Source organism: Dolichospermum flos-aquae CCAP 1403/13F (genome assembly GCF_012516395.1).
Lineage (GTDB): Bacteria > Cyanobacteriota > Cyanobacteriia > Cyanobacteriales > Nostocaceae > Dolichospermum > Dolichospermum lemmermannii.
In genome coordinates this window covers 1,456,177-1,480,131 of record NZ_CP051206.1, presented here as the reverse complement: position 1 = coordinate 1,480,131, position 23,955 = coordinate 1,456,177, and the positions used below count along the sequence as shown (strand labels likewise).

Sequence of the window (23,955 nt, the reverse complement as noted above, 5' to 3'; positions counted from 1 at the left end):
ATTGATGAGAAAATAAACAAGAAATGAATCCAGTAAACTCAGCAAATAATTCAATCAAAAAAATCAAACTAATCAAACAAATCACAGTTTAGACATTACTCACTTTTTGCCACCAGCGTTACTCTTCCTTGATTACCATAACCAACTTCGCCAATATAGCGATTAGAATCGTGCAATTCAGCAACGATATATTCAGCAGATTCATGAGGATCTAAAGTGGGATTCAGGTCAATTGCTCGGAAGAATACCTGTGGCCATTCCCAGCGCAAACTCTTCGTTAAACCAAACAAACCAGCACCAATTGCACTAAAATTAGTTTGATGTCCTAAGCCCAATTCACCGTCAAGATGGGCTACTGTACAAAAACTGGTTCTTCCTGCTAAAGATGCGGCATTATTCAAAGTTGTTTTCAGATGTTTTGCCATTAAAAACACTCGTTTAATAATTGCCTTTTCTGCTTCTGGATAGGAAATATGTCCAGGTTTTTCCGGTGTAAATTGAGGATGTAGGTGAACAAATGCCCCAATCGGTCCGTGTTTAGTAGTCACACTTTGCAATAATAATTGCAGATGTTGTTCACTCATGTTTGCCAATGTGACGCGGGTAACACCTGCGGGTAATGGCAATTGCGATGCAACTAACGATTGGGGGAAACTTAAAACTACTACTTTCCAACCTTGTTCTATCAGTGCGTGGGCTAGTTTGGTGGTAGTTAAAGAACCATCATCAGTGATTAAACCAATGTGTCCTTGGGGTAACTGCGCTTCCAAAAAATCTGGTCTGGGTAAGGTTCTTAGCTTAACTGGACGACGGGGAAGATTGATGTCTACGATAGGAGGTGGGGTTAAATCAACCACCTCTGTGGTTTCCCCCCTGAACAAGGGAGGATTAAGGGGGGTTATCTGGTTAACATCAAACTGCGGCTTTTTTTTTTCACCTCCCACCAGTGATTGGAGGTAGTTAACGATTTGCCCGATTGTCCGTAAGTCGCCTAATTCTTCAATATTGGGTTTGGGTAAGTCAGGATACGCTTCCTGCATTGCTCCCAGTATTTCTACCCGTTTGATGGAATCTATGCCTAAATCGGCTTCCATGTCCATGTCCAGTTCCAGCATTTCCACTGGATAACCTGTTTTTTCACTGGTGATGTTTAACAGGGTTTGTCCTAAATCTTGGTACTGGGGATTGGGGACTGGGGACTGGGGAACGGAAATTGATTCTGGTATTACTTCCTCTATTACCTGGGTTTGCACTTGAGGAATGATAATTTGTTCAGGTGTGATTTCTGCTGTTACCTGTTGTTGTCCTTGCAGATATTCGACAACTTGACCAATGGTGCGTTTTTCTGCCAGTTCTTCCAGGTTGGGTTTAGGTAAGTTGGGGTATAATTCTTGCAATCCTCCCAGAATTTCTACCCGTTTAATGGAGTCAATACCTAAGTCGGCTTCCATGTCCATATCGAGTTCTAGCATTTCGATAGGATAACCAGTTTTTTCGCTGGTGATACTTAATAGATTGTTAGCTAGATCATCAAGATTTAGGCTGCTAGTTGCGGGTTCTGGTATGAATGCAACTGGGGACTGGGGAATAATAATTGGTTCAGGTTCAATTACTGGTGCAGCAATTACAGGTTTTGCAACTTCAATTACTGGGGGAATAGGTTCTGCTAATTGAACTTTTAGCTCAATTACTGGTAATGCTTGAGGGGGAATTATGGTGACAGTAGGAGCTACAGGTGCTTCTTCTGGAGCAGCATATATATTTGCTGGTGCTGCTGCTTGGGTATCAGAAATGAGTTGAGAATATTCTTCTTGAATGAGTTGGAAAAAGTGTTTGGTATATTCTATCTGTTCCCGCAGATATTGTTCATGAATGCGGAGGGTTTCACCTTGTTGGGAATGAAACTGCATCATACTCCGCTCTAAGCTTTCCATGATCACTTGCTTAATTTGAGCAGCTTCAGCAGAAGATTTAGCATTAGCAAATAAGGTGTTTTGCTGCTGCATTAATTGAAAGAAAGTTTTCGCGTATTCTATCTGATTATTAAGATATGTGCCGTGAACTTCTAAATTCTCGCTTTGGTTGTGCTGGAACTGGCTCAAAAGTGTTCCTAAGCTGGTGAGAATTTGTTGGCAATTTATCAGTTTATCTGGTGTTTGCATCTTCCCTTCGAGTTGCTGCGTGAACAATTCTGATCTGGGTTCTTTTTGAGGTTCTTTTATGATGGTTGCAGTAGTAGTCATCTGTGGCTGTAACTCAGTTTCAATGAGGGGTTGTTTTTTATGTCCGTTACCGTTGCCGTTATGTCCGTTGGTTGGGGAAATTTTGCCAGTTACGGGAGTCTCTATTTCTAAACTCTTGAACTCCTGAACTTCTGTTAGCGAAGCTCCTCCAGCGGAGGCATTCCTGAACTCCTGAATTCCGGAAATTTTATGTCCGTCCGCTAATGCTTCTGTAAAGGCATTTTTGGTTTTGTCGGAAATGTAGTTAATCCCGGTTAATTTGACGCTGAGGGTCTTTTTGTTGGCAATGGGAGGGAATACGGCAGGGAGTTTGTAGGGGTCAAGATTGCCCAAATTCATGCCGATAACTCGCAACTGAACTGCGGCTTCTCGCAAAGAGCGATCGCTGTTTTTGGAGGCGCTGGGATTTAGAGATATGGTAAGATGGGGGCGATCGCCTAATGTATCTTTTACCAAGTTACTTAACACCCGTTTTGGTCCAAATTCTACGAAGCAATAACCACCAGCCCCATAGATATTTTCAATCTCTTGTTTGAACAATACAGAACTAGCCAAATGGCTTTCTACGTTCTTTTGAATTGCCGCTGCATTTTGGGGATAATGTTTACCAGTGACATTACTAAAAACCGGAATTTGGGGATTGTGGAAAGTTACCGATTTAGTAGCAATGGCAAAGGATTTTTGCGCGAATGCTATTAATGGAGTATGGAAAGCCGCAGACACAGGCAATAAAACTGCACTATATCCTAACTTTTCGCAAGCATCTTGAACTTTTTGAATTTCTAACTTTGGACCGGCTAAAACAATTTGGGTAGGAGAATTAAAGTTAGCAATACTTACTTTTGGAAACTGCTTCAGCACCGGTTCAATTTTGCTGATATCTTCCTTCACCGCTAACATACTACCAGCGTCATGATCTGGGTCTTTGGGTGCGGCCATTGCCTGTCCTCTAGCTTTCACCAGGAACAAATAATCACCCTCACTCAATACTCCCGCAGCCCACAAAGCGGTTAATTCACCAAAACTATGTCCTGCGGTGAAATCTGCCTTAAACCCAGCTTGTTGCAAAATTCCATACAACCCAGCACTAAAAACCCCAATTGCCGGTTGGGCATATTCCGTTCTTTGCAAAGTTGCAACTTGGGCTTTTTTCTCAACTTCATCAAAGGTAGAATGAGGGAAAACAACTTCAGAAACTGGTTGTAAATTGCTTTGCTTGAACAGATGATCCATCTTGCCATATAACTGTCGCAAGCTGGGGAAATTCATCACCGCTTCTCTGCCCATTTCCAAGTATTGAGAACCTTGTCCAGAGAATAAAGCGACAACTTTTCCACCTAAATCCATTCCCGAAGAACGGTAATAAATACCTTGAGGATGTTCCCAATAAATTGCATCAGGCTTACTTTTGAGTAAACCAAGACTAACTTGCAGTAACTTACAAGCTTCTTGTAAATTCTCAGATACAAAACCAATTCTTAGGGCAGTTGTAGGAATAGCTAAAGATTGACAATCTAACAATAATTGAGAATAGAATCTTTCGCCGTCGTTAGCTTGCAAATTATTTAAAGTTGCTTCTAACTTGCTAATTAATTCCGCATGAGTAGCACCAAATAATAGCACTTCACCGGCTGCACCATGTAAACGATAAGAACTTTGTTGTTCTGGTTCGTATTCTTCCAAAACAACGTGATAATTTGTGCCACCAAAACCAAAGGCACTCACCCCCGCACGTCGGGGAGTTTCACCTTCTGCTTTGATCCAAGGTCTAGTTTGAGTATTGAGATAAAAGGAGGAATTTTCAATATCTAATTTGGGATTTGGTTCGGTAATATTGATGGTTGCTGGCAATACTTTATGATGCAATGCTAGGGCAGTTTTAATAAGGCTGGCTGCACCTGCGGCGGCTTTTGTATGTCCAATTTGTGATTTTACACTTCCCAAAGCAATATGTTGTTTTTGGGTGTCATGTTTACCAAAGAAATCTCTTAAAGAACTGAATTCTATGGGATCTCCTGCCATTGTTCCTGTACCGTGTGCTTCCATTAAACCCACAGTTGCCGGAGAAAATCCAGCATCATCATAAGCCCGTTCTAAGGCTTTAACTTGTCCTTCTTTTCTAGGGGCATAAATACTCTTATAACGCCCATCACTAGAAGTACCAATTCCCTTGATTACCGCATAGATTTTATCCCCATCTTTTTGGGCATCTTCTAAGCGTTTGAGGAGAATCATCCCAATACCTTCACCTAACATCATCCCATCAGATTTAGCATCAAATGGTTTCACATTCTCGCTAGGAGTAACTGCTGGAGTTTTGCTAAATGAGATGTAAGCCATGATTGTGTTATCGGTGTCTACTCCACCGGTTAACATCATATTGCTACGGTGTTCAACTAATTCACTAATGGCCATTTTTAATGCCCCAAAGGAACTAGCACAAGCCGCATCAACTACACAGTTTGTACCGCCAAAGTTGAGACGGTTAGCAATTCTGCCAGCCACCACATTTGCTAACATTCCAGGGAAAGCATTTTCATCCCATTTCACATAAGCAGATTTGATTTTATCAACAATCTTTTTAGTATCTTCGTCAGATAGACCACTGCTTTTGAGAACTTTTTCCCAAACCGGATATTCCAATCTGGCAGTTAATGGCATTCCCAATTGTTTGCCCATAGCTACACCCAAAATCACGCCGATATTTTCGCGGCTAAATTCACGGGATTCGCTATAACCAGCATCTTCCATTGTTTCTTTAGCAACTACTAAACTTAATAGTTGAGAAACATCTGTAACTTCTAAAATGCTGGGAGGAATACCAAATTCCATAGGGTTAAAATCAACTTCAGGAATAAAACCACCACGTTTACAATAGGTTTTATCTTCTGCTGTTCTCGGATTAGGATCATAGTAATCTTCTACGCTCCAATGAGTAGAAGGAACATCAGTGATACAGTCAATTTTATTAACAATATTTTGCCAGTAATCCCTTAATGTTCTCGATTGAGGCATTAAGGAAGCCATGCCAATAATAGCTATGGGAGTTGTGTGTAGTTTTCTATTAATTTCCTTAGTTGACATGGAATTTATCGAATTTTCTAGGTTTCCTGAATTCATTTTTCCTTCCTCTATAAACTTCAGCACAGCCTGTTCAAAACTATTAATTTGGGCTTCTAATTCCGTCAAAGAACTATTTATCGTGTCTATCTTTTGAAGGGGGGAAGACATAGGACATAGACTAATTTTGAGTACGGTAAATTGTGCAGTAAATTAAGCTATTAGCAGATAGAATAACTATCTACATTCACCCAATCACCGCAAGTAGGTTGGGTTAAGGAACGCAACCCAACATTTCATAATTTTGTTTGGATATTACTAACCTACATTTCTTTAACACCAAGCGAACTGGCAATAGAACATACTTAATCTGAAGGATATGTATGAATACAGAAACGGTTTTATCTCTTAATCATTGAATGTTTTACCTATGGAGGAATAATGTTCTGTATGTTGATATAGCAGTTGCCAGTTTTTAAAGTCCAGGATAACCTATTTTAGATGATTAGACTGATAAAAGCTGCCAAAATCGTTACAAAATAATCAGCACTCTGTGGCAAATTCTGTGAATAGTGAAAAAATACTTAAACAGCTTTTCAATAGTCTAGCAGTTTGTAACTTAGTGAGATGCAAAACCCCGGTTTATCAAAGAATAGGTTTTGTTTCTTTAGGCAATTCTGCTGTACAAAGCTGAGTGGATTTTAGTATTTCTTCTGTTTATAGAAATAAACTCAACAATTTATTTTTCATTCATAAATGTTGAATTAATAAAAAGACTAGCACAGCTTATGAAAATGGAATAGTTCATTTTTGCTAATTTTTGGAGGAAAATATTTGTTAATTGATCTCCTTTTAAATAAAACATAATTATCTGAGTATAATCTAGAACTGAATTTGTGAATAACATATCTTGGGTAATTACGGATTTAACATCAATCTTTTCCTGATAATTCAGGGATTTTATCTAAATTGTCTCATAAGTAACTAATCAATAAATATACAATAGAAATATTTGCACATAATTGGGTGTTTTTTGAGCAAACTATCATAATCAAGTCTTGGTTTTTGATGAATTTATAAGATAACTCACCTTTTCTAGACAATTGGTTATTTATAAACCAAACATTAATTTGTTGGATGTTGAACACTAACCTGTAAACATATCAATTGTGATGAAATATGGACAATTTGTATTTATTTATGAGAATTTGCTAAAAAAAATACAGATTTTTAGATTAATTTATGAGTAATTAAATATAGTATCTAGTCAAGGATTTTATTAATTAAAGCAACTAAATTTAGTTGACAATATCAAAGTTATTTGGGATAATTGCAGATAAGTTTATTCATTCCCCAAGTTATTAGCATCATCACCACTTGGGAATTGAAGATTTTTATTTCTCCCTAGAGCTATCGTATTTTAGGCTACTTAATTAAATGCCAATTCAAGATAAAACTGATAGCGTAGCGTGGCGATCCTCATGGATGATTAGAAGTAAAAACACCGCTAATTTAGGTATTTATAACAGCTAAAAATGCTGACAACAATTCATACATAAATAATTAGACATATCTCTTTTATAAAAGTAACAGAGAATCCGTCTATAACCATTACGAGTATTTTCCGACATAACACCATTGGAATAAAAATATGGCAGTAAATAAAGAACGCCAATTATTCAACCTAACTGCGTTAAAGTGGAGAATAATTCTGGCAACTTCTCTAACTTTCTCTACGGGTTTAGTATCTTTATACATTTTTCATCAATTAAAGATAAATTCCCAGACTCAATCTTCTGCTATTGCTCCCATTATTAAATCTCAACCCATTCCCGTTAAAGTTGCCGTAACTGCTTTAGGAAGATTGCAACCACAAGATAAAATTACTTATTTATCTGCTCCTAATTCTATCAATGGTGTACGAGTAGAAAAACTGTTGGTCAAGGAAGGAGATGATGTTAAAAAAGGACAAGTATTAGCTTATCTAGAAAACTATGCTCGTTCTCAAGCAGCTATCCAACAGGCATTTGATAAATTGTTAATTGCCAGAACTAAACTTGCACAGGTACAAGCTGGAGCAAAAACTGGAGATATCAATGCTCAAAAAGCCACAATTACCAGGTTAAATTCTCAATTTAAAGGAGACATTGCGGCTCAAGCAGCAACAATTAACCGCATTCGGGCTGAAGTTGAAAATGCTCAAAAAGAGAGTAATCGCTATCGGCAATTATCAAAAGACGGTGCTGTTTCTGCTTCTGTTTTTGATAGTAAAAATTTAGTTCTCAAAACTACACAACAGCAGTTAAAAGAAGCTGAAGCTACTCTCAAACGGACACAAGATACTTTCCAAGATCAAATCAAAGAAGGAAAATCCAAACTTAATAGTATTAAAGAAGTTAGAACCGTAGATGTAGAGTTAGCAAAAAGTGAAATCAAAAGCGCGGAAACGGCAGTGCAACAAGCCAAAGCTGACCATGATTTAACTTACATTGCTGCTACTATAAATGGTACAGTTTTGCGAATTAATGCCAGAAATGGCGAAGTAATTGGTACTTCCGGTTTTGCAGAAATTGGCAATACATCAAAAATGCAAGTTCTAGCAGAAGTGTATCAAACTGATATTCAAAATGTTCGAGTTGGACAAAAAGCTATCATTACCAGCACCACATTTCCCGGCAAATTACAAGGAACTGTCCGAGAAGTTGGTTGGCAAGTTAATAAACAAGGCATCTTTAGTATTAATCCCAATTCTGATGCAGACCGCAGAGTAATTGAAGTCAAAATATCTATTGATAATCCCACCGATAGTCAAAAGATATCGAGATTAACTAACTTGCAAGTTGATGTTGCAATCCAGATTTAGTGATTGGTTATTAGTGATTAGTTATTGGTTATTGGTTATTTTCTACAACTGACAACTGACAACTGACAACTGACAACTGACAACTGACAACTAACAACTAACAACTAACAATTAATATGAATTTCAAAATTCCTTTAGGATGGCTACAGCTTGTCCAACAGAAACTTCGTTTTGTGATAGCTGTAGCCGGAATTGGCTTTATTGTGCTGTTAATGTTTATCCAACTTGGTTTCCAAGATGCACTATATTCTAGCGCTACAGCACTACATCAACGATTGCATGGTGATTTGTTTTTAGTTAGTTCTCAATACAAATCTTTGACAGCAATTCAAAGTTTTTCTCGCACTCGGTTATACCAAACTTTAGGGTTTGATGGTGTTGATTCAGTTAGTTCAATTTATTTGCAATTTGCAAAATTAAAAAATCCCGTTAGTGGTGAAAAATATTCAATTTATGTCATTGGTTTTGACCCTGGAAAATCCGTGCTAGATATTCCAGAAGTTCAACAAAATTTGGATAAACTCAAAATCTCTGATGTCATGCTATTTGATAGAGATGCCCGTCCAGAATTTGGACCCATAGCCGAATTATTTAATCAGGGAAATACTGAACAGCCAATTGAAATATTTCCCTTTGATGCTGTCAAAGGTTATCGAGTCAGAGTTGGTGGTTTATTTAGTTTAGGACCTTCCTTTGGTGTAGATGGTAATTTAATTGTGAGCGATTCGACTTTTTTAAGAATAAATCCCAATAGCCGTCCAGTTGAAAAAATAGATATGGGGGTAATTAAACTCAAAGACGGTGCTGATATAAAACAGGTTTTAGCCAATTTAAAAGCCAATCTACCAAATGATGTAAAAATATTCACTCGTCAAGAATTTATTGATTTTGAAAAACAATATTGGTCAGTCAGAACCCCCATTGGTTTTATTCTGAACTTGATGCTAATTATGGCTTCTGTAGTCGGTGTGGTAATTGTTTACCAAATTTTGTATAGCAATATCGCCACTCAATTTATTGCCTACGCAACTTTAAAAGCTATTGGTTATGCTAATGGATATTTATTAAATGTTGTTTTTCAACAAGCATTAATCTTAGCATTATTAGGTTATATTCCTGGCTTCATTGTTTCCATTGGTTTGTATGATTTTGCCATGAAAGCAACTAAATTACCGATCATGATGACAAGTAATAATGCCTTACTTGTTCTGGTATCTACAGTCTTAATTTGCATCACCTCTGGAGCGTTAGCTATTAATAAACTCCGTTCTGCTGATCCGGCTGATAGTTTCTAGAGATTTGTTGCATTAAAATTTATCAAATTCTGCCAAATATTCTCTAGACTAAAACCAACTAAAGATAGAAGTTTAATGTTATTCACAACAGTAGAATTCTTTTGCAAATACAACAGTTCCTAGTTGCATTTAATCGCAATTTTTCAACTTAGATTGTATAACTTTTCCATTACCGAACACTTATTTATATCCCCATGAACTTCCAAAACAAAACTCTGCTGATTACTGGAATTGACGAATTTATTGGTTTACGTGCAGCCGAATTAGCCATAGCACAAGGCATGAAAGTTAAAGGTATCCAAAGTTCTCAAGTTAAAGATCAAACAGCCCAAAAGTTAGGTGTAGAAATTTTTGTCGGTAATATCACTGACCCGGCAATTTGCTCAAAAGCTTGTCAGGGAGTAGATATAGTTTTACACAATGCTCAACTTGCCGAAGAAGCCGGGGATATTAAGCATTTTCGAGAAATAAATGTTAGCGGTACTATAAACATTGCTAAGGCTGCTAAACAAGCTGGTGTGAAGACATTTGTTCATCTGTCTACTGCTTTAGTATATGGGTTTGATTACTCAGATAAAGTCACAGAATCAGGTGTGCTTTCTGGTGAAAACAATGCTTATTGTCAAACAAAAATTGAAGCGGAAATCGAAGTTTTAAAACTTAATAATGCTCCAGAATTTGGAGTAATTGTTATTCGGGCTGGAGATGTTTATGGGCCAGGAAGTCTGCCTTGGATTGTGCGGCCAATTCAGATGATGCGACAAAAATTATTTGCCTATGCTAATGAAGGCAAGGGTGTGATGAATCATCTATATGTAGATAACCTAATTGATGCCATCTTTTTAGCCATAGAAAAATCCGCTTATGGAGAGGTTTTTAACATTACCGACGGTAAAGAAACTTCCTGGAAAGAGTATTTTATTCATTTAGCATCATTGGAAAATTTACCAGCACCAATGTCTTTACCTAAAGAGGAAATGAAATTATTTTTGAAAGTGCGTCTTCAGGGGCAAAAACTATTTCGTAAAAAAGCTGATATTCTCCCAGAATCAGTTGATTTTATGAGTCGTCCTTATGCCTATTCTATTGCAAAGGCGCAAAATATTTTGAATTATCAAGCAAAAATTGATTTAGCAGAAGGAATGCGCCGCACCAATGAATGGTTGCAAAAAACTGACATTCAAAAACTGATGAAATAGATCAAATTCCCCACAAGTAAATTTTCACAAAAAGGAAGTATTAACTAATGTTAAAAATTGTGAATCTGTTGATTGCTACGTTACTAACTATCAGTTTTGCAGAAGCAGCCCAGGCTGAATCAACAACATCTTTAACTGTTGTTGTTAATGGCATTCGTAACAAAACTGGGGAAATTTGTATGAGAGTTTATAACTCTGAAAAAGGATTTCCCAATAATGCTAAAAGTGAAGTTAAAAGCGGTTGTACTCAAATTACAGGCAATTCTGTAAAGCAGGTATTTTCTGGATTAAAACCTGGTACTTATGCTGTAGCTGTAGTTGATGATCAAAATGGTGATCACAAACTCAATAAAGACTTTTTTGGCATTCCTAAAGAAGGTTTTGGGATTTCTAAAAATCCTACTGTTTCTATCAGCACTGGCTCACCAAAGTTCAATAATTCCAGTTTCAAGGTTGACAAGAATACTACCATTAACATCTTTCTCAAATATTCTCTTGATCCCTAATTGAGAATTTGAATATTGGGTGGGGAAACCCCGCCCCTACTAACTTCTTTCTCCTTTCTCCTTTCTCCTGACTCCTGACTCCTGACTCCTGACTCCTGACTCCTGACTCCTTTCTAAGACTATAGAAATAATGCCAGATTTTATGATATTTCTATCTAAGTCTTTGTTCGGTTGGCTGGTAATTCAAACTTGTTTAACGTTAGTATTTTTATGGTATTTACGTTCACACAAACCCAAGTCATTACCAGATGAACAGTTACCAAAAACGGCAGTAATCCTCTGTTTGCGGGGGGCTGATCCTTTTTTACCTAATTGTTTGCGATCGCTGTTACAACAAAATTACCCAGAATATGATTTAAAGCTAATCATTGATAGTAAAGAAGATCCAGCTTTTAAAATTGCCACCGAAACCATCAATCAACTGGGTGCAACTAACGTCGAAATTAGCACATTAAGAGCAGTTCGTCATAATTGTAGTCTTAAATGTAGTTCTCTAGTTCAAGCTGTTTCTGATTTGGATAATGCTTATCCAATTATAGCTTTTATAGATGCTGATACCGTAGCTCATCCTAATTGGTTACGAGAATTAGTTACCCCCCTCATTGATGATCAAGTTGGACTAACAACCGGAAATCGTTGGTATGTTCCCACAGGTAATTATTGGGGTTCATTAGTTCGCTACTCCGGTAACGTTTCCACCGTAGTGCAAATGTTTCTCTTTCAGATTCCTTGGGGTGGAACATTAGCTATCAAAACAGAAGTATTAAACCGCATCAAACTTTTAGATAAGTGGGGGGAAGTATTAACAGATGATATGCTTCTCCATAAACTTATCAAGCAAGAAAAGTTGCAAATCAAATTTATTCCTTCTTTATTGATGCTAAATCGGGAAGAAAGTAGTCTACGTAACTTACTAGAATCATTAAAAAGGTTAATAATTGGTTCTAAACTTTATCATCCCCGGTGGTTAGCCATAATCAGTGAAGCATATTCTAGTATCATCGTCCCCAATGTAGTCATCATCGTTATTTTCCAGCTATTGCTGGAGGCTCAATGGGACGCTGCGGCTTTATTATTTTCCGTCTATATCTCCTACACCATTGGCTTAGTTTTATTAATGCTATTGATGGAATTTGGCATACATCAAGTGCTGCACAATCAAGGTGAAAAAATACCAAAATTGTCACCTTTAATTATCCTGAAAATGTTGATAGTTATTCCCCTAACACAATGGGTTTACGGGTTAACAATATTATCTTCTTTGTGGGTATCAACAATTACTTGGCGTGGACTGACTTATCGCATTAAAGGACGTGAAAATATTCGGTTAATTGAATACCGTCCTTACCAATGGCTAGATCAACCAATTGATCCCAAAACATCTCTTTAAGTAATATTCCTCAGTCAACCAAATGTAGGTTGGGTTGAGAAAACCCAACATATCTATTTAAGAGAATGGGAGAATTTTAGATTTTCTATTTCACTTCAACATCTAAAATCCCCAATTCAACAATTATTATAAACCAGCGCATCAGTAATCTATTCTTGCACAAAATATTACCTCAAAATCATGAAAAAGAAACCTCTTCGTATTGCTTTATTTACAGGATTATATGCTCCATTTTTAACAGGAGTTTCTGTCGCTGTTCATCAACGAGTTCACTGGCTATTAAAACAAGGACATGAAGTTTTTTTAATCCACCCAGAAATCAATAATAAATATCCTAAACAAGTGGGAAATCGTCCCATGTCGGGAATAGAAGAACTAGAAACTTTTATCAATTTTTCTTCCTATTCATTTCCGACAGAACCACTGATATTTTATAAATCTTTACCCCAACCATTAAACTATCGTCATTGGAGTGATACAAAATTACTTAGTCACTTTCAACCTGATATTATCATTGTGGAAGAAGCTCCACAAATGAGAGGTTTATATTCCGGCTTCTTACAAGGTTATGGACGCTCTGTGGGAGTAGAATACGCAAAAAGAACAAAGACACCCATTATTTCAGTTTTTCATACAGATATCATTGCCTATATCCAATATTATTTCGGGAATTTGTTCTTTAATTTGGTGCGTCCTTTCCTACCAATTTTAGTAAAACAGTTCAGTGAAACCTACGATTTAAGTTTATTTTGTTCCCGTGGACAATTAGCTAAATACAAAAAATTAAAAGCTCAACGAAGTGAATATCTTCCCTATCAAGGAATTGATTGTGAGAAATTTCATCCCCGAAATATTTGTTATGATCCAATTCCTGATGATAAACGCCCAACTCTTTTATTTGTGGGACGCATTACCGCAGAAAAAAATGTTAGTCAACTATTAGATATTTATCCTCTAATTGCTGCCAAAATTCCTGATGTTCATTTAGTAATTATTGGTAGTGGTCCATTAGATGCAGAAATTCGCCGTCGCGCTGCAAAGTTCCCCAATGGCGTAACTTTTTGGGGTGAATCTCATGGTCAGGAACTTTTAGGATGGTTTGCCAGAGCAGATATATTTGTTAACCCTTCAGTTACAGAAAATTTCTGTACTACAACTAACGAAGCTCTTGCTTCTGGAACTCCAGTAGTAGCGGCTCTTGCACCTTCAACAACTGAACAGGTAATTTCTGGAGTGAATGGTTTTCTAGCTGCACCTAATAGCCCTCAAGACTTTGCTCAAAAGGTAATTACCATTCTGGAAAATCCTGATCTTAAAAATCAATTAACTGCACAAGCACGTCCTTCAATTCTGGAATTTGATTGGTCAGCTTGTACCCAAAAGTTTGAAAATAAGCTTTACGAATTAGTTAATATCCGTCGAAAGATAGATATCTAATGGAGAATTTAAAAAATGCCAACTTGGCTACTGAGATAAAAAGACCTCTGCTAGAGTATTTAAGTAGTTGACCTGTGGGCTTTTAGGTTCTTAGTTTGAGATGCTGACAAAGCCAGCTTGTGATCAGTCTAAAGATTGCCTACTCCAACTGATCACAAGATTGCTATTGTTCTCAATCGTTCCTAAAACTCTTTATACCTCAGAAGTTTTACTTCTGGGGTTTTTGTTTTTATAGGAACACTTGGTAAGCGAAAAACTCAGTGGCTAATTTTTAACCCAAACATACTAATTATAAACTAGAATTTAAACCCACACGGAAAGTAAAACCAGGGCTATAAATCCGATTAACTCGTTCATATTGTTCACCCAGAATATTTTCTAGGTAAAAAGTTAGTCCCAAATTTTTACTGACAGGAATCCGGCCACTAAAATCTAAATTAAAGAAAGACGGTGCAAAATCTGTACTTCTTTCTCCCGGTAGATTTCTACTAAAAATAGAACGACGAGAACCACCATTATAAGTAGCATATAAATTGCCTTGCCACCCATTCTTTTGATAACCAATTCCAGTTTGCAGCAAAGAGTAGGGAATTAACCCTAACTGTAATCCTTTTTCAGTGCCAGTTTTGATTTGAGCATCTGTATAAGTGTAGTTGAGAAAAGTTGACCACTCACGGGCAATTTTTAATTGCAATGCTGCTTCTAAACCATTAGTATCAACTAAACCAATATTTTGCCATTTCCCATTAATTACGCCCAAACGATTATCTAAACTATTGCCAAAATAAGTAAATTTTCCTAACAATTTTTCCGACAATCTCATATCTACTCCCGCAGTCCAAGTAGAACCAATTTCTGGTTTTAAATCTGGGTTAGGATTCCAATTATGAACCGTATCAAAAACATATAATTGATCCAACCCAGGATTGCGTTGCGCCCCTGCCCAACTTCCACGCAATGCAATAGCTGGATTAACAGCATAACGTAAACCAAAACTAGGATGAAAATAATTCCCAAATTGGCTATCAAAGTTTTGTCTTACTCCTAAATCAGTTTGGAAAGCATCGCTAATTTTCCAAGTATTCACAGCAAATAAAGCCGTATTCAAAACACTTCTATCTTCTTTTTCGTTTTTAGAAATTAGGGCAGGATTTGTACTAATAACATCACCAATTAAATCAGTATTTTTTAAATCCAACCCCCATCGTAATTGATTATTTGGAGTAATTTTCCATTCATGATCTATCCGAGTTTTGAATTGTTGAGTATCTAAAATTCCGGTTCTGTAAAATGTTGCCCCAGTTGGTCCATAAGTGCTAAAATAGTCTCGGTTATAACCCAATGTAGTTGTTAAATTAGAATTTTCTTCCTTACCAAGTCGAGTTTTCCAAGATAAGCCAAGATTTAAACCATCATGATCTAATCGGTCTTTTTGTAAAGGGAAACCGAAATAAATTAACCCCCGACGACTACTAAGTGTAGTTACATCTAAATTCAAAGAGTTTTTAGGATCTAAATCTATTCCGACGCTACCAAAATAAGTGCTTGTAGCTGTATCAGCATTAAATAAATATCCCTGGGTATCACGATTTGCTGCACCAACAGGAACAAGATAACGGTTATCTATAAAAAATCTTTCAAAGCTAAAGTTGTATTTAACTTTATTCGTTGAACCCCCATAAGTTACCTGTTGATTATTTAAATTTAATGAGCCAAATTCTGCACTACCAGTTAATTTAGGTTTACCATAACCTTCTTTAGTAATGATATTGACAACTCCGCCAAAGGCTGAAGAACCATATAAGGAAGCAGCGGTACCGCTATATAATTCAACTCTTTCAATAGCCTCTACAGGAATACTATTTAAATCAGTTCCTCCATGATATGTACTGATATTCGTATTAATTGGTCTGCCATTAATCAGAAATACAGACTGATTAATTGAAGCTCCTCGATAGTATGTACCTGTGTGAATATCTGCACCATGTCCAACATCATTGATAGCAAAACCGGGCATTTTTTTTAAAACATCAGCAACGCTAGTTGCACCCTGTTTTTGAATTTCTGCTTTTTCAATTACATAAGTAGGAGTAGATTCGGGAAGAATATCTTTTTCGCCAATGGTTTCTATAGATATATCCGGATCATTTGTAGGATTTAAATCTGGTTCCGGTGTAGGTTCTTGTTTAACTTCATTTACTGCTGGTTGTTGAGTTAATAATTCAGCATTTGTGGTGGGTAATTCGATTTCATTTAAACTAGGAATATCTGAATTTACTGTATTTTGATGATCAGCAGCCACGACAGGAACAACTACCAGTAAACTTAGTAAAGAAACTGGCAGAAAAAAACAACTCTTATTCATATTTCTGAACTCACACCCGGTAACAACAATTACTGATTATGATTTTCTCGTATTAATAGCAACAATGTCAAAAGACAAGCTGTCATATTGAAATTAATAAAGACTCAGATATCTCTAAGAGGTTGAATGAATAAGTCTAATTTATTACCCACCTGGCGACTAGAAGTCACGGCTACACAGGCGAAACCCACCTACGTCGGTTAAAAACCTTGATTTTTTATTAGGGACTTCCAAGAAATAAAATCCCCAAAAATTTCTTGTAGTGCGGGCATCTTGCCCGCTAATCATCAAGGACGGGCAGGATGCCCATCCCACAAAATTGGTAACCGCTCAATAAATGGGGGCGGACTACCTATTCGGGAACGATTTTACGCCATTTGAGGCTTGTCATTGAACGATTTACCCCGGATTATTGAGCCGATACCAAAGTTGGGTAATTTATTTTTTGGTGTTCCCTAAGATCCAAAGTTGGGTTAACTCAACAGGTAGCGTATTTTATCACCAATCCGATAAATTGGGCAGAATACAGAACAGTCCGTAGATCTTCAGATCATGAAATTCCTGATAATGCTGTCATGTTTGTTTGCAGACAAAAAACAAAGCATGAAGCTGATTATTTTCTGCCTCATGCTTTATTTATTTAAACTCCCCAGGCCGGATTCGAACCAGCGACCAATCGATTAACAGTCGATCGCTCTACCACTGAGCTACTGAGGAACGCTCTTAACTTTAGCTATAATAAACCGAAATCCAAATTAATGCAAGTGGTTTTGGCAAAATTTTTTAAATTTTTTTGGTTGCTGCTGAAACCTCTCACTTTTAATACCCTAAACCCTTTCCAGCAGCGACATTCAGAGATTTATCAATTATAAAATCTATAATCCCATGCGTAATTCCGTTAGTCTTTGTCTGGCTTTAGCATCAATTCCATTCATCAGAAATCTACTTTTAGGTTGTTTCTGTGACTGATACCTATGGCGCATCCGACAAACAGTAGTTTCCACTTCACCGCATAGCTGATGCGCTGACAACCATTCCGCACCATATCCTTGAACTGTTAACTGCTGCGCCCGATCTGATGTAGCGACAATCATCCGAGAAAGTAAAGATTGGGCTATTTGGTGACGGAGAGACGCACAGGTTTTTTCGATATATGTGTCTGCGGTCTGGCCAAAATCCGTATAATGTACTGTTAAAAAATCTGTAATAGTTTCTCTGTTGCTAGGAGTGTTTTGATATTGAGCATCAAACACTACCTGAGTGTCATAACCTTGGAAAGCACTATAATTAGTCATTGCTTCCACCAACTCACCCCGTGCAGCCTCAAGTCCGGCATAATCACGGGTTTTTATCAAGCAAGGCCAAGCGCCTATAATATTGTAACCGTCTACTAAGAGAACGGCCGGGACTATGGAACGAGACATGGTTTTTAATCACAATTATCTAGAGTTAACAAAAATCATTCATAAGACTTATATTAAATGAAGCATTGCTTGTAACCCCATGTTACAAAAAATAAAAAATGCTTCTTTCAATCAAAAATAGACCCTAAGATAGAAGCCATAATTCCGGAAATACCCCTAAAAATCAGGCTTCCTGAAGTTGTTTTCTCTAAAAAAATATTTTTTCCCAATCTGCAAAATTTTATATTTCGCTATATTAAAAAACCAGATACCTATACAGCATCCTGTATTCTGGCATCTGGTCAAAAATTTCTCAAAATTAGGGCTTTTACTTCTTCTTCTTTTTTCTTCTTCCTTCTTTCTTCTTCTTTTTTCTGACTCGGTGACTCCTGACTCGGTGACTCCTACTAAACCTAATGGTGTACTTGAATTAATCGCTGTTTGAGCCGTTCTGCCGCACCGGAATCAACTAAACCACCTTTTTCCAATAAAAAAGCACCATCACAGTAATTTAACTCTTCTAACCGATGAGTTACCCACAAAGCCGTAATCCCGCGACTTTTAACTAAATTACGCACACTAGCGACTAAATCGAGTTGACTATCTGGATCTAGTAAAGCAGTGGGTTCATCTAATAATAAAACATCACAGTGACGAGCGATCGCTCCAGCAATAGCCACCCGTTGTTTTTGTCCCCCAGAAAGGGCGTAAATAGGTCGTCGCTGTAGAGACAATAAATTTACTGCCCCTAAAGCTTCCTCAACCCTAGCCTTCACCATAGCAGGTTGTAACTTTTCCGCCACCAAGCCAAAAGCCACATCTGCACCAACCGTTGGCATGACCAATTGATGATCAGGATTTTGGAACACAAAACCAACAGGAGGTGAAACCATAACTTCCCCAGATTGAGGAGCTAATAAACCCGCTATTAATCTCAGAAGCGTAGATTTACCACTGCCATTTGTCCCCAGAAGCATCCAAAACTCACCTTTAGGTACTTGAAGAGAGCAAGATTTGATCACTTGCTCCCCATTAGGCCAAAAGAAGTTTAAATTATTAACTTCAATGCCCACTGCTGTCATGTTTACACCTTGGGTTACTCAGCACTAAAAGCAGCAAAGCCAGGCGCTCTACCACTGCTAGTAGCTGCACTATCTTTTTGGATAATCTGAACTCCCGAAATCTCACTAGCACGGACAGCAATTTTTTTCTCTGTTTTGCCTTCGCAATTGAGTTCCACAATATCAGGATTACCAGAGCGCATGGCTGCCAAAATTAGCTGATAAACAGCTTCGGCATCTTCAGTAGACTTGCGTTGTACTGATATAGGGAAAGCAGTATTTCTGATGCTTAAGTCAATGGTAAACATTTAGAATTAATGAATTTTCACTTTAAAACCCATTCTAGCGTCATTAGTCAGTTGTCAGTTGTCGGTTGTCAGTTGCTAAGAAATTTTTCCCTACTTTCCTACCCTTCCAATTCTCAAATAAAATTTTCTTTCTAGCGCACTAGCAAAATTAGAGATTTTCACCTATTATGATAGAGAGCGTAAAAAATTGTAAACTAGATTGACAATCTGGTTAATTTTGTGTAGGTGGCTCATATTCGCCATCTATAAACGCATAAAATCCGTAATTATAAAACATTTTGGAGATTTGCTCTCATGACCATCGCAGTTGGACGCGCCCCCAGTAGAGGGTGGTTTGACGTATTAGACGACTGGCTAAAGCGCGATCGCTTCGTATTCGTAGGTTGGTCAGGAATATTATTATTCCCCTGTGCCTTCCTCGCATTAGGCGGTTGGCTGACCGGTACAACATTCGTCACTTCCTGGTACACCCACGGACTAGCATCTTCTTACTTAGAAGGAGCTAACTTTCTAACAGTAGCAGTATCCACACCAGCCAACAGCATGGGGCATTCCCTGTTGTTCCTGTGGGGTCCTGAAGCTCAAGGTGACTTCACCCGTTGGATTCAACTCGGTGGTTTGTGGCCTTTCGTAGCCCTACATGGCGCATTCGGTTTGATTGGCTTCATGTTACGCCAATTTGAAGTCGCCCGTCTCGTCGGTCTTCGTCCTTATAACGCTCTTGCTTTCTCCGGTCCTATCGCCGTATTCGTCAGTGTGTTCCTGATGTATCCTTTAGGACAATCTAGCTGGTTCTTTGCCCCTAGCTTTGGAGTAGCCGCAATTTTCCGTTTCCTCCTATTCCTACAAGGTTTCCACAACTGGACACTCAACCCCTTCCACATGATGGGTGTAGCGGGAATCTTAGGTGGAGCTTTACTTTGTGCCATTCATGGTGCGACAGTAGAAAACACCCTATTTGAAGATGGTGAAGGATCAAATACCTTCCGCGCCTTCAACCCCACCCAAGCTGAAGAAACCTACTCCATGGTGACAGCAAACCGTTTCTGGTCACAGATTTTCGGAGTTGCTTTCTCCAACAAACGTTGGTTACACTTCTTCATGTTGTTTGTCCCTGTGACAGGCTTGTGGATGAGTTCCATTGGTATCGTTGGTTTAGCATTAAACCTCCGGGCTTATGACTTCGTTTCCCAAGAATTACGGGCAGCAGAAGACCCAGAGTTTGAAACTTTCTATACCAAAAACATTTTACTAAACGAGGGTATCCGCGCTTGGATGGCTCCTCAAGATCAACCCCACGAACAGTTCGTATTCCCAGAAGAAGTATTACCACGCGGTAACGCTCTCTAAAACCTATCATCTTTGAATTAGCCCCTACCTATTGGTAGGGGTTTTTTTATAAGGAGAAATTTAAATTCAGGTATTGCAAATTTTTGTAGTTGTGCTATAGTAGTCTCAGGTTACAAGACCAAAGCATTTTGCTTTGCCCCTTTTGAAATTAAGACCGTTTAGGCAATAAGGAGGTGATGCCCATGATAGAAAGTAGTATACCCATGGGTCGTCAAGTTGCAGTTAGCCGGCTGTGTGCCGGGGCTGTTCTCTAAAAGTTAGCTTTAGTTCTCTTGAGATACTAAGTTAGCTCAACTAACTAGGCTTAACATCGGAGTTCCTTCCGGCAGTCTGGTTGCAACTTGAAGACCCGCTAGACCGCCCTGACTTAGATTATCTGATCTAAATCAGGGCGGATAGTTTTTAAGGGTGGTTTTTGGTTTAAACCAGTACACAACCGAGTCAGTGAATTAACTATTTAAAAAGCCGAAAAAGCTTGTTTGATCTAATTTTTTGATTTTGTTTTATGGTACTAAGTAGTAATTTTTAACCAGTAGCATAAGACAATACTTAGATATTTGCTGACAACAATTACCAACGTAAATTATTGTTGTGGAACATTTGTTAGCGATCGCCTATCATTTATATTTGTCAGGTTTTTGGAGTGAAAACAAAACACCCATTGCGAACAAATGATAATTAATGTGGAAAGGTTTTGATTGAAAGTATATTTCAAAACCTGTCTAAATTCTTCAATGCCGAAGCTTATTCGCTAATCTTCAGTGTAAGAAAAGCTCGATATGAGTTTAAAGAAGTCAAATCTACTTGGTGTAACTAATAATATACTACTAGAAAAATTGACATCTACTTAATCAAAAAATCTTATGTTGATTATTAGAAAAAACTATAATATAATGGCAGGATATGGTCAGAAAGTTTTTGCATAAGTTAATTGCATGGAAGTTTAACGATTAATTAATCAATTGTTAGCCTTGTGAAAGCTATGATTGTGGAATTGGTGTCAGCCATACCTATTGCACAGGTTTCAACAAGACTTCGCGTTTGTAAACAGTTAGCTATAGCGAACTCATGTTATCCATATAAGGTGTGAGGAGAAAAGGAAAAATGTCTAATATTTTGTGGAAATCCCTGGTGGTTAGCCCAGCAATTTTGGGAGCAGCGTTGTTAGTATCTTCAACAGCGATAGCCGCACCAAGTACCACCAAGGGAGCATCATCAATTGAAACTTCCTCTACAGCAGAAGTTTCCCAACAGCCAGCAGTATTGGCGACAGAAACCAAAGAAGCTCAAGTTTTAGCTCAGGTTAACCGCTACAGCAACGAGAACAATACTTCCATAAATCAGGTAACATCAGTTTCCCAATTCTCTGATGTGCAACCTACAGATTGGGCATTCCAAGCTTTGCAGTCCTTGGTTGAACGCTACGGCTGTATTGCGGGTTATCCCAATGGCACATTTCGTGGTAATCGGGCTTTAAGCCGTTACGAATTTGCGGCTGGTTTGAATGCTTGTTTAGATCGTGTGAATGAATTGATTGCCACAGCAACGGCTGATATGGTGACAAAACAGGATCTAGCAACATTACAGCGTTTGCAAGAAGAGTTTTCTGCGGAATTGGCAACTTTACGTGGCCGGGTAGATGCTTTAGAAGGCCGGACTGCTGAATTAGAAGCCAATCAATTCTCCACTACCACTAAATTAAAAGGTGAAGCTATTTTTGCTGTCACTGATGCTTTTGGCAGCGAAACAGGCAAAGCTAACCGGGCAGTATTCCAAGATAGAGTCCGTTTAGGCTTGGAAACCAGCTTTACGGGTAGAGATATATTAACAACCCGTTTGGCTGCTGGTAATGCCACAGGCTTTAGTCTCCGAGATAAAACTGGTAATCCTATTAATGCTGGTGGAGTTGGTAAGCAAACCTTTGAAGTCGGTAGCACTATTCCTGCTAACAGCGTTAAAATTGACAAATTAACTTATGAAGCTCCTTTAGGACCTGCAAGAGTTTATCTTTCAGCTAGTGGTGGGCAACATAGTGATTATGCGGCTGTTAACAATCCTTACTTCTTTGATAAAACAGATGGTGGTAAGGGGGCTTTAAGTACCTTTGCTTCTGAAAACCCCATCTACCGGATTGGTGGTGGTTCTGGTATTGCCTTGAATGTCCCGTTTGGTAAACCTGGTAGTAGTTTCTTGAAACCAAGTTCAATCACATTAGGTTACTTGGCTTCAAATAACTCGGTCTCAAATGCTGCTAGTCCTGCCCCAAGTAATGGCTTGTTTGACGGTAACTATGCGGCATTAGGTCAGTTGAACTTTAATGTTGGTAATCGCGTTGCATTGGCTGCTACTTATGTACATGGTTATCATAAAGCAGGTAGCAGCTTATTTGATTCAGGATTTGATGGTGGTGCTTTAGTAGGTACTTCACAAGCGAATTCTTTAGGTGCGGACAGAACAATTCTCAATGCTCCATCAACTAGTGCCTCTTCCAGCAACTCCTACGGTATTTCCGCAGCTATCAAGCCTAGCGATAAACTGTCTTTGAGTGGTTTCGTTTCCTACCATGATGTTACAGGCTTTGGAGCTAATGATGATAAAGAAGCTTGGAGCTATGGTGCAGGTTTAGCTTTACCTGATTTTGGTAAGAAAGGTAACGTCTTGGGTATCTTCGGTGGCGCTCAACCTTACTCACTAGGTGCGACTGGTAGAGAGACTCCATACCAAGTAGAAGGCTTCTATAAGTATCGCGTTTCTGAAAATGTATCCGTAACTCCTGGAGTTATTTGGATGACATCTCCTGGACAAAATAATACCAGTAATGATGCCTTTGTTGGTACACTCAGAACAACTTTTAGCTTCTAAATAGTTAAAAGTTTGTTGATAAGTTTCAACGTGATTTGACCCTGCCTCATGGCGGGGTTTTTTTGTGGAGAGAAAAACCCCAGTTAAGAACCGGAGTATACTGGAAAAGAGATTAACTGTAAGGTTTTGCTCAACTTCATGCTTCAACTTTCATCTTGGATTATTACTTGTGGAACTATCATGTAAATCTGAATACGCAATTTTGGCGTTATTAGAGATGGCTACTCATTATGAAAACGGTGAACCGATGCAAATTCGGCAAATCGCTCTGCAACAAAAGATACCTGATCGCTATTTAGAACAACTGTTAGCAACTTTGCGGCGGGGGGGTATAGTTAAAAGTCAACGGGGTTCAAAAGGCGGCTATTTATTGGCGCGAGAACCTCGGAAAATTAGTATCTTTGAGATTTTAGAATGTTTGGAAGGTTTAGATGTGCAGACTGGTGAACAAAATACTAACCTCACAAGTTTAGATAATTCTGTGGTGTCAGAAATTTGGCAAGAAGCACGTCAGGCGGCAAATTCAGTGTTACAAAATTATTCGCTTCAGGATCTTTGTGAAAAACGGGATTCCCGGAAGCAGTTGGATATCATGTACTACATTTGAAGGCAT

Annotated in this window: 14 protein-coding genes and 1 tRNA gene; 9 read left to right on the top strand and 6 right to left on the bottom strand. The window is 38.2% G+C overall.

Annotated elements, in window-relative coordinates:
• Positions 1 to 95 precede the first annotated feature (95 nt).
• Positions 96 to 5,474 carry a type I polyketide synthase gene (locus tag HGD76_RS07325; protein ID WP_168695370.1) on the bottom strand — a complete coding sequence of 1,793 codons (5,379 nt, stop codon included), beginning with the start codon at positions 5,472 to 5,474 and terminating at the stop codon, positions 96 to 98.
• A gap of 1,480 nt (positions 5,475 to 6,954) precedes the next feature.
• On the opposite strand from HGD76_RS07325, the gene HGD76_RS07320 reads away from it, so the two are divergent.
• The 6 genes from HGD76_RS07320 (at position 6,955) to HGD76_RS07295 (ending at position 13,993) form a co-directional block, all read left to right on the top strand.
• Positions 6,955 to 8,166 carry an ABC exporter membrane fusion protein gene (locus HGD76_RS07320; RefSeq protein WP_168695369.1) on the top strand — a complete coding sequence of 404 codons (1,212 nt, stop codon included), beginning with the start codon at positions 6,955 to 6,957 and terminating at the stop codon, positions 8,164 to 8,166.
• 116 nt (positions 8,167 to 8,282) lie between these two features.
• Positions 8,283 to 9,461 (top strand): ABC transporter permease DevC, encoded by a 1,179-nt coding sequence (gene devC / locus HGD76_RS07315; protein ID WP_168650689.1) that lies wholly within the window; start codon positions 8,283 to 8,285, stop codon positions 9,459 to 9,461.
• A 194-nt stretch (positions 9,462 to 9,655) separates the two neighbouring features.
• Positions 9,656 to 10,660, top strand: coding sequence for an NAD-dependent epimerase/dehydratase family protein (locus HGD76_RS07310; RefSeq protein ID WP_168695368.1), 1,005 nt, complete (start codon positions 9,656 to 9,658; stop codon positions 10,658 to 10,660).
• Between the two features lie 47 nt (positions 10,661 to 10,707).
• Positions 10,708 to 11,166, top strand: a complete 459-nt coding sequence (locus HGD76_RS07305; RefSeq protein ID WP_168695367.1) for a DUF2141 domain-containing protein — start codon at positions 10,708 to 10,710, stop codon at positions 11,164 to 11,166.
• A gap of 130 nt (positions 11,167 to 11,296) precedes the next feature.
• A complete protein-coding gene (locus tag HGD76_RS07300) occupies positions 11,297 to 12,556 on the top strand; it encodes a glycosyltransferase family 2 protein (RefSeq protein ID WP_168695366.1) in 1,260 nt (419 codons plus the stop codon).
• 180 nt (positions 12,557 to 12,736) lie between these two features.
• Positions 12,737 to 13,993 carry a glycosyltransferase gene (locus tag HGD76_RS07295; protein ID WP_168695365.1) on the top strand — a complete coding sequence of 419 codons (1,257 nt, stop codon included), beginning with the start codon at positions 12,737 to 12,739 and terminating at the stop codon, positions 13,991 to 13,993.
• Between the two features lie 289 nt (positions 13,994 to 14,282).
• Here the strand turns inward: HGD76_RS07295 and HGD76_RS07290 are convergent, their stop codons facing one another.
• The 5 genes from HGD76_RS07290 to HGD76_RS07270 form a co-directional block, all read right to left on the bottom strand.
• Complete coding sequence (locus HGD76_RS07290) at positions 14,283 to 16,358, bottom strand: TonB-dependent receptor plug domain-containing protein (protein WP_168695364.1); 2,076 nt, start codon at positions 16,356 to 16,358, stop codon at positions 14,283 to 14,285.
• A 645-nt stretch (positions 16,359 to 17,003) separates the two neighbouring features.
• Positions 17,004 to 17,075: transfer RNA gene (locus HGD76_RS07285), tRNA-Asn, on the bottom strand.
• A gap of 158 nt (positions 17,076 to 17,233) precedes the next feature.
• Positions 17,234 to 17,782 carry an NYN domain-containing protein gene (locus HGD76_RS07280; protein ID WP_015081086.1) on the bottom strand — a complete coding sequence of 183 codons (549 nt, stop codon included), beginning with the start codon at positions 17,780 to 17,782 and terminating at the stop codon, positions 17,234 to 17,236.
• Between the two features lie 392 nt (positions 17,783 to 18,174).
• Entirely contained in the window at positions 18,175 to 18,843 is a 669-nt protein-coding gene (locus tag HGD76_RS07275; protein WP_148766179.1) for an ABC transporter ATP-binding protein, read from the bottom strand.
• A gap of 14 nt (positions 18,844 to 18,857) precedes the next feature.
• Positions 18,858 to 19,130, bottom strand: coding sequence for a UPF0367 protein family (locus tag HGD76_RS07270; RefSeq protein WP_168695363.1), 273 nt, complete (start codon positions 19,128 to 19,130; stop codon positions 18,858 to 18,860).
• A gap of 294 nt (positions 19,131 to 19,424) precedes the next feature.
• On the opposite strand from HGD76_RS07270, the gene psbD reads away from it, so the two are divergent.
• From psbD to HGD76_RS07255, 3 genes are all read left to right on the top strand, one after another.
• Positions 19,425 to 20,480 (top strand): photosystem II reaction center subunit D2, encoded by a 1,056-nt coding sequence (gene psbD, locus HGD76_RS07265; protein WP_015080309.1) that lies wholly within the window; start codon positions 19,425 to 19,427, stop codon positions 20,478 to 20,480.
• A 1,104-nt stretch (positions 20,481 to 21,584) separates the two neighbouring features.
• On the top strand, positions 21,585 to 23,342 hold the full coding sequence (locus HGD76_RS07260) for an iron uptake porin (protein ID WP_168695362.1): 1,758 nt from the start codon (positions 21,585 to 21,587) through the stop codon (positions 23,340 to 23,342).
• A 169-nt stretch (positions 23,343 to 23,511) separates the two neighbouring features.
• Entirely contained in the window at positions 23,512 to 23,949 is a 438-nt protein-coding gene (locus HGD76_RS07255; protein WP_015081082.1) for an RrF2 family transcriptional regulator, read from the top strand.
• Positions 23,950 to 23,955 lie beyond the last annotated feature (6 nt).

What these genes read in the sequence shown, in the direction of transcription:
- HGD76_RS07325 (WP_168695370.1), bottom strand. Translation starts at nt 5,474, where the DNA reads ATGTCTTCCCCCCTTCAAAAGATAGACACGATAAATAGTTCTTTGACG.
- HGD76_RS07320 (WP_168695369.1), top strand. Translation starts at nt 6,955, where the DNA reads ATGGCAGTAAATAAAGAACGCCAATTATTCAACCTAACTGCGTTAAAG.
- devC (WP_168650689.1), top strand. Translation starts at nt 8,283, where the DNA reads ATGAATTTCAAAATTCCTTTAGGATGGCTACAGCTTGTCCAACAGAAA.
- HGD76_RS07310 (WP_168695368.1), top strand. Translation starts at nt 9,656, where the DNA reads ATGAACTTCCAAAACAAAACTCTGCTGATTACTGGAATTGACGAATTT.
- HGD76_RS07305 (WP_168695367.1), top strand. Translation starts at nt 10,708, where the DNA reads ATGTTAAAAATTGTGAATCTGTTGATTGCTACGTTACTAACTATCAGT.
- HGD76_RS07300 (WP_168695366.1), top strand. Translation starts at nt 11,297, where the DNA reads ATGCCAGATTTTATGATATTTCTATCTAAGTCTTTGTTCGGTTGGCTG.
- HGD76_RS07295 (WP_168695365.1), top strand. Translation starts at nt 12,737, where the DNA reads ATGAAAAAGAAACCTCTTCGTATTGCTTTATTTACAGGATTATATGCT.
- HGD76_RS07290 (WP_168695364.1), bottom strand. Translation starts at nt 16,358, where the DNA reads ATGAATAAGAGTTGTTTTTTTCTGCCAGTTTCTTTACTAAGTTTACTG.
- HGD76_RS07280 (WP_015081086.1), bottom strand. Translation starts at nt 17,782, where the DNA reads ATGTCTCGTTCCATAGTCCCGGCCGTTCTCTTAGTAGACGGTTACAAT.
- HGD76_RS07275 (WP_148766179.1), bottom strand. Translation starts at nt 18,843, where the DNA reads ATGACAGCAGTGGGCATTGAAGTTAATAATTTAAACTTCTTTTGGCCT.
- HGD76_RS07270 (WP_168695363.1), bottom strand. Translation starts at nt 19,130, where the DNA reads ATGTTTACCATTGACTTAAGCATCAGAAATACTGCTTTCCCTATATCA.
- psbD (WP_015080309.1), top strand. Translation starts at nt 19,425, where the DNA reads ATGACCATCGCAGTTGGACGCGCCCCCAGTAGAGGGTGGTTTGACGTA.
- HGD76_RS07260 (WP_168695362.1), top strand. Translation starts at nt 21,585, where the DNA reads ATGTCTAATATTTTGTGGAAATCCCTGGTGGTTAGCCCAGCAATTTTG.